General features: G+C 54.5%; 10 protein-coding genes. 2 read left to right on the top strand and 8 right to left on the bottom strand.

Translation table 11 applies throughout. The features are described 5' to 3' along the window. Positions 1 to 710: 710 nt before the first annotated feature. The 8 genes from JHD74_RS24955 to JHD74_RS24990 form a co-directional block, all read right to left on the bottom strand. Positions 711 to 2,015, bottom strand: coding sequence for an NAD(P)/FAD-dependent oxidoreductase (locus tag JHD74_RS24955; protein WP_024485958.1), 1,305 nt, complete (start codon positions 2,013 to 2,015; stop codon positions 711 to 713). Between the two features lie 332 nt (positions 2,016 to 2,347). Further along, on the bottom strand, positions 2,348 to 2,890 hold the full coding sequence (gene ycfP, locus JHD74_RS24960; protein WP_024485957.1) for an alpha/beta hydrolase YcfP: 543 nt from the start codon (positions 2,888 to 2,890) through the stop codon (positions 2,348 to 2,350). Positions 2,891 to 2,966: 76 nt separating this feature from the next. Beyond that, positions 2,967 to 3,986: a beta-N-acetylhexosaminidase gene (gene nagZ / locus JHD74_RS24965; RefSeq protein ID WP_029712059.1), complete on the bottom strand. Its 1,020-nt coding sequence runs from the start codon at positions 3,984 to 3,986 to the stop codon at positions 2,967 to 2,969. Between the two features lie 37 nt (positions 3,987 to 4,023). Further along, positions 4,024 to 4,887: a phosphotransferase gene (locus JHD74_RS24970; protein ID WP_199063779.1), complete on the bottom strand. Its 864-nt coding sequence runs from the start codon at positions 4,885 to 4,887 to the stop codon at positions 4,024 to 4,026. After that, on the bottom strand, positions 4,868 to 5,449 hold the full coding sequence (lpoB, locus tag JHD74_RS24975; protein ID WP_199063780.1) for a penicillin-binding protein activator LpoB: 582 nt from the start codon (positions 5,447 to 5,449) through the stop codon (positions 4,868 to 4,870). Before lpoB ends, JHD74_RS24970 begins: the two co-directional genes overlap by 20 nt. A 25-nt stretch (positions 5,450 to 5,474) precedes the next feature. Next, complete coding sequence (locus JHD74_RS24980; protein WP_024531149.1) at positions 5,475 to 5,864, bottom strand: YcfL family protein; 390 nt, start codon at positions 5,862 to 5,864, stop codon at positions 5,475 to 5,477. Between the two features lie 12 nt (positions 5,865 to 5,876). Continuing rightward, positions 5,877 to 6,227, bottom strand: coding sequence for a purine nucleoside phosphoramidase (hinT, locus tag JHD74_RS24985; RefSeq protein WP_021178295.1), 351 nt, complete (start codon positions 6,225 to 6,227; stop codon positions 5,877 to 5,879). A gap of 134 nt (positions 6,228 to 6,361) precedes the next feature. After that, the gene (locus JHD74_RS24990) at positions 6,362 to 6,667 is read right to left on the bottom strand and encodes a helix-turn-helix domain-containing protein (protein ID WP_024531150.1); all 306 of its coding nucleotides are present in this window, start codon (positions 6,665 to 6,667) and stop codon (positions 6,362 to 6,364) included. A 167-nt stretch (positions 6,668 to 6,834) separates the two neighbouring features. Here JHD74_RS24990 and JHD74_RS24995 point away from each other — a divergent pair, with 167 nt between their 5' ends. After that, a complete protein-coding gene (locus tag JHD74_RS24995) occupies positions 6,835 to 7,590 on the top strand; it encodes an SDR family oxidoreductase (RefSeq protein WP_074031326.1) in 756 nt (251 codons plus the stop codon). 413 nt (positions 7,591 to 8,003) lie between these two features. Further along, positions 8,004 to 8,156 carry a type I toxin-antitoxin system Hok family toxin gene (locus JHD74_RS25000; RefSeq protein WP_233169673.1) on the top strand — a complete coding sequence of 51 codons (153 nt, stop codon included), beginning with the start codon at positions 8,004 to 8,006 and terminating at the stop codon, positions 8,154 to 8,156. The last annotated feature ends 98 nt before the right edge of the window (positions 8,157 to 8,254 follow it).

The following is an 8,254-nucleotide window of genomic DNA, read 5'->3' on the forward strand; positions in this document are numbered from 1 at the left end:
CCCCCCCCCCCCCCCCCCCCCCCCCCCCCCCCCCCCCCCCCCCCCCCCCCCCCCCCCCCCCCCCCCCCCCCCCCCCCCCCCCCCCCCCCCCCCCCCCCCCCCCTTTTCAAGCAGAAGACGGCATCCGCGATGATACCTCCTGTCTCGTGGGCTCGGAGATGTGTATAAGAGACAGGGGGAAGCAAAAGGTAGCACGTATTTATTTATGTCTCCGAAACTCATAATAAAATGTGACATGCCAGGTAGAAAAGAAAGTCGTTCCTCAAGCGGAAGTGTTGCATTGCGGATATGAGTGAAAAACTTGTGTTTGGAAAAAGCGTCTTTTTGAATTTCAATCGCGAGTGACACTTTATTCATCATCTTAACACCTGTTTTATAAGTGACATTTTATGGCTCAAAAACAGCAACCATGTTTTGTGAACTATGAAGTTAATCGTGGGCTTTAAAGAGTATGTCAACGGCGATACTTTCTCTGTAGGGCCACAGTTACTATAGCCCAATATTTGATTAGTCAATTCTTAACAAGGTGGTGACTCGCTCCCCGATGCCATTGAACAATGTATTAAAATGTCAGTGAATTGAGTGCGGTGAAAGTCGCACACTCCGTTCTTAGGGGCGCAGTCTGGCAACCTACTGATCTCACGGCAATAAAAAACCCACGCGGCAAGCCTACGTGGGTTTTCATCAACCGAACAAATGGGTTAAAAAAATTAGTGCATCTTCAAGCGCGGACGGATCACGCGGTTGATACCACCCACCAGCATCATCAGGCCGGTTTTGGTATAGCCGTGCAGTGCTACCTGGTGCATACGGTACAGCGAAATATACACCACGCGGGCGATACGCCCTTCGACCATCATTGAACCGCGCATCAGGTTGCCCATCAGGCTACCTACGGTACTGAAGCGGGAAAGCGAGACCAGTGAACCGTGATCCTTATAAACGTAAGGCTTCATCGGCTGATCGTGCATCATCGCCAGGATGTTGCTATAGCAACGTGATGCCATCTGGTGAGCAGACTGTGCCCGAGGTGGCACAAAGCCTCCGCCTTCACGTGGGCAGGAAGCGCAGTCACCGATAGCAAAGATGTTGGCATCACGGGTGGTTTGCAGCGTTGGCTCAACTACCAGCTGATTGATGCGGTTGGTTTCCAGCCCAGCAATCTCTTTCATAAAGTCTGGTGCCTTGATGCCCGCCGCCCACACCATCAGATCGGCATTGATAAATTCGCCGCCTTTAGTGTTCAGGCCATGCTCATCGGCACTGGTCACCATGGTATTGGTTAATACGCGTACGCCAAGCTTGTTCAGTTCCTGGTGCGCCGCTGCGGAAATACGCGGCGGCAGCGCTGGCAGAATACGCTCACCGGCTTCAACCAGGGTAACCTTCAAGGCGCTGTTATCCAGCCCTTCAAAGCCGTAGCTGTGCAGCTGTTTGACCGCATTATGCAGTTCTGCCGACAGCTCAACGCCGGTAGCCCCACCGCCCACGATGGCAATATTCACGCTCTCCTTCTCTTCCGGATTGGCAGAGAACTTGAGGAACAGGTTCAACATCTCGTTATGGAAACGGTGCGCCTGATTCGGGTTATCCAGGAAGATGCAGTTATCTCTTACCCCTGGGGTGCCAAAGTCGTTCGAGGTGCTGCCGAGCGCCATCACCAGGATGTCGTAGCTCAACTCGCGGGCGGGAACCAACTGGCAGCCTTGCTCATCGCAGATCTGCGTTAACTGCAGCGTTTTCTTTTCACGGTCAATGTTGACCAGTGAACCCAGTTGGAAGTTGAAGAAGTGATTACGCGCATGCGCCAGGTAGTTCAACGCATCCACACCGTCATCCAGGGAGCCGGTAGCCACTTCATGCAGCAATGGCTTCCACAGATGGCTGTGGTTGCGATCCACCAGCGTGATCTCCGCTTTGTGCTTACGACCCAGTTTATGGCCCAGGCTGGTTGCCAGCTCCAGACCACCGGCACCACCGCCGACAATAACGATTTTTTTCTTTGGCGTTGTCAAAATGACCCCCTGAATGTGAACCAATTGTTGCCTAAGGGTAAATAAATAATATCCTTAGAATACATAGGGTTCGCTTAAGTTAAACCTGCAATCTGGGGCCAGAATAGCACGAGAGGTTATTTGGTCATACCAAAATTGATGTACGTCAAAGTTTTTTGGTTAAAGGCTGGACGAAGGGATTTTTTGAGGATTGTGATTCAAATAGTTAGCGTGAGATCACAGTTTTACATTTTGCTGTCCACTGGCGAAAACGGGCACGATAAAAACAAAAAAGCCGCAATTGCTGCCCTTGGGGAACAGCGTTCACGGCTCAATAATGCGTTATAAAACTGTTACGCCAATGTCTTGAACGCTTTGATGCGTTGCAAGTGCGGCGAGATGTTTTTAAACTTGTGACTCTGCTGTTCATCCCAGACGATTTCATAATACTTGTGCAGCAACTCGGCACTACGCTGGCTGTCCAACACTTCGTCCTGGCGAGAAAGCACCACCAGGCAGCGATCGCGGTTCTTCTCACGGAAATCTTCCACGCATTTGGTGGCGATATCACGATACTCTTCCGGCCGGTCGATCTTGCCGTGCATATGTTCTTCCGGGTACAGGTTCGGGTTGAAGATCACCTGACGGATGCCGCACAAAAAACCGATACGTTCAGCCCAAAAGCCCCCAAGACCCACACCGCAGATCAATGGATGGGCATCCCCTTCCTGCTGAACCGCCTTGTCCACCTCTTTCAATAAATGCTGCATATCATGGCGCGGATGCAAAGTGCTGTAGCTGATAAAGCGCACGTCCGGATCGATGAACTGTAACTGCATAATCTTTTCATGATTGCCGGGACTGGTGGAATCGAAGCCATGCAAATAGATAATCATGTGGTTCCTCGCAACAAGCTGGGGGCCGCTGGCAGCCCCCATTATTAACGCCGCCTTCTTGCGGCGCCCTGGCCGTTCACCCCGCTGAGCGTTGCTTATGCTCTTCCCAGCGTTCATGCAATTGACTCAGCGCATGATGCGCCTTTTGCCAACGGTCGGAATCGCGCAGTTCCTGACGGGTGAACTGACCGCGATGATATAACCGCTGCAATTTCTCTACTTTGACCGGGGACAGGTTATCTAACACGCTGACCGCCCCTGCCCGATTATTACAAACCAGGATCATATCGCAACCGGCATCCAGCGCCGCCTGGCCACGTTCGGCATAGCTGCCCATGATCGCCGCCCCTTCCATCGACAGATCGTCAGAGAAGATCACGCCCTCAAAGCCTAGCTCCTGACGCAAAATTTGCTGCAGCCAGTAAGGCGAGCCGCTGGCCGGGCGCGGGTCTGCTTCAGTATAGATAACGTGGGCTGGCATGATGGCATCCAGCAATCCGCGTTGGATCAGCTCACGGAAGATAGTCATATCATGTTCGCGGATTTGAGCCAATGGCCGTGGATCGCGCGGAGTTTCTTTATGCGAGTCCGCCGTAACCGCGCCATGCCCAGGGAAATGCTTGCCGGTGGTTTTCATCCCGGCGCTGTGCATTCCCTGGATAAAGCGTTCGGCCATCACTAACGCCTGCTGCGGATCGCTATGGAAAGAACGCTCGCCAATCGCCGCGCTGGCGTGGCCGATGTCCAATACCGGGGCAAAGCTGATATCGATATCCTGGGCAATCATTTCCGAGGCCATCAGCCACCCGGCTTCCTGAGCCAGACGCCCGCCTTCCTGAGCATCGTTGAGCGCCGCAAAGGACTGCGCCGCCGGTAAGCGGGTAAAACCTTCGCGAAAGCGCTGTACGCGCCCGCCTTCCTGATCCACCGCCACCACCAGCCGCGAATGCGAGGCCGCGCGGATTTGGCGAACCAGCTCACGCAACTGCTGCGGATCGGCAAAGTTGCGGGTAAACAGGATCAAGCCCCCTACCAGCGGGTGTTTTAAAATCTCGCGTTCTTCTGCGTCCAGCTCATAGCCGACGACATCTAGCATTACTGGGCCCACGGCCACCTCACATCAGTATTCATGATTAATTTGACGATGATAAACAAAAACGCCGGTATAACGCTGCGCCCCAACGCAAAAATTCCGCATCCCGACACTGCTGCCAGCGCACTTCGCACCACATCAGCATCAGGTAATCCACCCATGGCAACCAACGCTGAACCTGTGAGGCCAGCTGCGGCAAATCGGCATAGCCGTGGGGTTGGTATTGCTCTAAAAAGCGTTGTTGCACAGCCGGGGAAAATTGATTGAAGCGAAACATCGCCGCCAGCTCAAGGGCGATATCGCCATCGGCGGCATACTCCCAGTCGATCAGCCTGAGCTGCCCGGCCTGTCGCAGCAGATTACCGGCATGAATATCCATGTGCAGCGTTGCCAGCTGCAACGGTCGCGGCATGGTGCCAGTGATGAAATAGCGCTGCCAACGCAGCCAGGCAGGCGTGATCCGCCGGCGATCAATTTGCTGCCAATAGCGGGTAAATTGCTGTTGCAGATCCAGCCGGTAACCACTCAACCCACGGTTATGCAACCGTGCTGTCAGCTCTGCCAGTTCCCCGTTGGCCGTTAAGGAAGCAAACGCCGTTTCGTCAACGCTCTCACCGCCAAGCCATTCGACGATCAACCACTCAGGACTCTGTAACCATACCTTTGGCCCCATGCCTAATCCAGCGCGCTTGAGCACTTGCCCCTCACGCCGACGGTTAACGCCGAGCATGCGTTTTTCAGGCGTCTGCGGACGGGCCAGCAGTTGCACATCACCACCGTCGACCCGCCAGCTCTCGCCGCTCAACCCTTGTACCTGGCTAAAATGACAACCGGCGGTATTTACCGCCGGCAGCCTGTTACTCAAGAGTCGCCGCAGCTGGGATTCAGTATTTGACGTCGCCATTGCCTGACCAGACGATCTCACCGGTTTGTACCAGCATCAGTTGCATTTCCATCGCCGGTGACTTCACATCGCCACTGACGTCGCTATACAACACGTATTGCGCATTGACGATGCGCGCCAGGCCAATCGCCTTGCTGCGCGATCCGAGGCTGTCTTCCGCCGACAGGCCCAGCGTCTGTTTGGCGCTCGCCAACTGCGCTTCCGGCACGACGGCAAAGGTGTTGTTGGATGCCAAAGCCTGATGCAGCGCCGAGGTGGCGTTGCCGATGCTCAATGAGCCATTGGTATTGTTTTTCACGCTGTCCAACAGCAATACGCTGCCAGGCGTGACGCCATCAGCCCTCAGCATCTGATTGACCAACGGCTGTACGCTACCCAGCCAATCAAGCTGCTGGATCTTCGGCGGCTGTGGCACCGGTTCGGTGGTTGGTGGCAACGGTTCAGGCTGAGGCTCTGGTTGCGGCTGTGGCTCGACAGTCACCGGTGCCGTAGGCTCTGGTGGGCGTGATGGACAACCGGTTAACACCAACGCGGCCAGCGCCACCCATAGGAACTTTTTCATTACCTTCTCCAACGTAACCCAAAACTTATAAGTATAAATACAGACGTACACGCTTGGCATCAAGGTTGCCATTCAACGAATAAATCTCGGTGTCTGAATTGGCGGCAACGGTGACCGTGCGCGGCTTTTCAAAAGGCAGGATATCCAGCCCCTGTTTGTCATACCAGTAGAAACGATAGTGGAGGGTCACCGGCGTCGTCTGGGTGTTGCTGAGCACCGAACTGGCCCGCAGGCGGCCAGATGCATCGGCAATAGACGGGTTATCCGCCAGAATACCCGCCGTCAGTACCGGTGAATCCATCACTACCGTTTGCCGTTCATTGACCGAGATGCCCTTCGGGCTGCTACACCCCATCAGCATCGCGGCGGGGAGCACCAGCGCCATCAAGTAACGCGTCGTGTGGATATAGCGCATGGTCTTCCTCGGTTAACGTGACAATAACGGGCCCAGAGCGCGGCCACCGACTAAATGCATATGAATATGATAGACCTCCTGCCCGCCATGACGATTGCAATTAATGAGCAAGCGGTAACCGTCTTCGGCAATCCCTTCCTGCTCGGCAATTTTGGCCGCCACGGTGATCATACGGCCTAATGCGGCCTCGTGCTCCACGGTCACGTCGTTCACCGTTGGGATCAGTACGTTCGGCACGATCAGGATGTGGGTCGGTGCCTGTGGGGAAATATCACGAAATGCGGTGACCAGTTCGTCCTGGTAGACCACATCGGCAGGGATTTCACGGCGAATAATTTTACTGAAAATCGTTTCTTCGGCCATCTGGAACTCCTTGTTCAGCGAAAATATTGGTTTACGCAGTATGCGTGACAAATTCTACTGCTATCAACCCGATTGCGCACTTTCCGTATCGAGTGATGGAGAATCACTCAACCTTACGAGTTTACTGGCGATGATTAACTACCGATCAGCTGCGGCGCATGGCCACGCATCCAGTCAGCCAACGAGTCTAACGTGGGGCGCAATGTTTTACCCAGAGGCGTTATCTGGTACTCCACCCGTGGTGGCACCTGTGGAAACACCTGCCGAGTGACAAGACCGCATTGTTCAAACTGGCGGAGCTGACGTGTCAGCTCTTTTTGCGCGATGGGTGCCACTGCGCGCTGTAATTCGCTAAAGCGTATCGGGCCGTCGATCACCATCAGGCGATACAGGATCGGGATCGCCCATTTGCCTGAAATCAAATTGACGAAGCTCACCATCGGGCACGGTTCTCCCGCAGGCGGTAACGGGAAATTTTTTTCGACCTGCCCTTTCACTATTGACGCCATTGCATCCCACCTTGTCTTTTAGTATCCAAGCGGTACCTACTATGCAAAAGGTACTAACAAACCAATAATGGCGTAACTGGCCAACGAGAGGAAGGGTTATGTCACGATTAACAGGTAAATACGCGTTGATTACCGGGGGAACCAGCGGCATCGGACTGGAGACGGCCCGGCAGTTTATTGCCGAAGGAGCCACTGTGGCGATCACCGGGCGCAGCGCTAGCGGGTTAACAGCGGCTGGCGAAACGCTAGGGGATGTCGTGCTATTGCACAATGACGCCGGGGTTATCGGCCAACAGAGGATTTTGGCAGCGCAGTTGGCTAAAAGCTGGCCCCGGCTGGATATCCTGTATATCAACGCCGGTGATGTCACCCACCTGCCGTTACAGGAATGGGATCAACAGCGCTATGACCAACTGATGAACACCAATCTCAAAGGCCCACTGTTTTTGATCCAGGCCCTGTTACCGTTGCTGGGCAATCCCGCCTCGGTGATCCTGTGTGGTTCTGTCAGCGCGCATATTGGCCTGGCGCAAAGCAGCGTCTATGCCGCCAGTAAAGCCGGGATTTTATCTTTGGCGCGTTCACTTTCTGCCGAGCTGCACCCGCGCGGTATTCGCGTCAACGGCCTTAGCCCTGGCCCAACGGCAACTCCGGCGCTGGGCAAGCTGGGTTTACCGGCACAGGCTGAACAGACATTGCGCGAAGAGATCCACGCGCTGGTGCCGATTGGCCGCATGGGGACCGCGCTGGAATTGGCAAAAGCCGCCGTATTCCTCGCATCTGACGAATCCAGCTACATGGTGGGCAGTGAACTGCTGATCGACGGTGGCGTGGGGAATTTAGCACGGAGTTGAAAGGCTGTTATAGGGGCGCTGCATGCTGCGCCCAATGAGATCATGCCACTGTTTGCTCCACGAGTTTAGCGCTTCAGCAAAACTTCCAGCCTGGCTTTCACCTCACGCCATTCATCATCGCTATGGACTGCGGTCAGCATCGCAAACAACGAGCAAAAAGTCCAAAATACGCAGGAATTTATACTGGGCTGGTTCAGCTTAATTGTTCTATGTAACAAAGCGCTGATTTATTACCAGGCGGGATTACTGTTAACATTTGCGTGGGTGCTCTGGATCTTTTTGTCCTGAGCATTAGCAAGGGATAGAAAGAGAAAAGCCCCGAATTGATATAAATCAACCCGAGGCCACTCTTATGCATGAACACCATAAAGGTAGCCTCTTACCCACCGAAAGGCAAGGACAAGGAGGCTATCATGCCGCAAAAGTTAGTCGTAATAGCCCTGGTTATTCTCTGTATCACCGTACTGGTGTTTACCTGGATGACCAGGAAAAGACTCTGTGAGATCCGCATTCGTAGCGGAGAAACGGAGGTTGCGGCCATGATGGCTTACGAATCCGCAAGGTAAGGCCTGTCTCTTATACACATCTGACGCTGCCGACGATGCCAACTAAAAAAGGGGGGGGGGGGGGGGGGGGGGGGGGGGGGGGGGGGGGGGGGGGGGGG

The sequence above is a fragment of the Serratia sp. ASV30 genome (assembly GCF_016428815.1).
Classification (GTDB): Bacteria; Pseudomonadota; Gammaproteobacteria; order Enterobacterales; family Enterobacteriaceae; genus Chania; species Chania fonticola_C.

Excerpts from the sequence above, each read along its gene's own strand:
- hinT (WP_021178295.1), bottom strand. The coding sequence starts at position 6,227 with ATGGCCGAAGAAACGATTTTCAGTAAAATTATTCGCCGTGAAATCCCT.
- JHD74_RS24980 (WP_024531149.1), bottom strand. The coding sequence starts at position 5,864 with ATGCGCTATATCCACACGACGCGTTACTTGATGGCGCTGGTGCTCCCC.
- lpoB (WP_199063780.1), bottom strand. The coding sequence starts at position 5,449 with ATGAAAAAGTTCCTATGGGTGGCGCTGGCCGCGTTGGTGTTAACCGGT.
- JHD74_RS25000 (WP_233169673.1), top strand. The coding sequence starts at position 8,004 with ATGCCGCAAAAGTTAGTCGTAATAGCCCTGGTTATTCTCTGTATCACC.
- JHD74_RS24970 (WP_199063779.1), bottom strand. The coding sequence starts at position 4,887 with ATGGCGACGTCAAATACTGAATCCCAGCTGCGGCGACTCTTGAGTAAC.
- JHD74_RS24995 (WP_074031326.1), top strand. The coding sequence starts at position 6,835 with ATGTCACGATTAACAGGTAAATACGCGTTGATTACCGGGGGAACCAGC.
- ycfP (WP_024485957.1), bottom strand. The coding sequence starts at position 2,890 with ATGATTATCTATTTGCATGGCTTCGATTCCACCAGTCCCGGCAATCAT.
- JHD74_RS24990 (WP_024531150.1), bottom strand. The coding sequence starts at position 6,667 with ATGGTGAGCTTCGTCAATTTGATTTCAGGCAAATGGGCGATCCCGATC.
- nagZ (WP_029712059.1), bottom strand. The coding sequence starts at position 3,986 with ATGCTAGATGTCGTCGGCTATGAGCTGGACGCAGAAGAACGCGAGATT.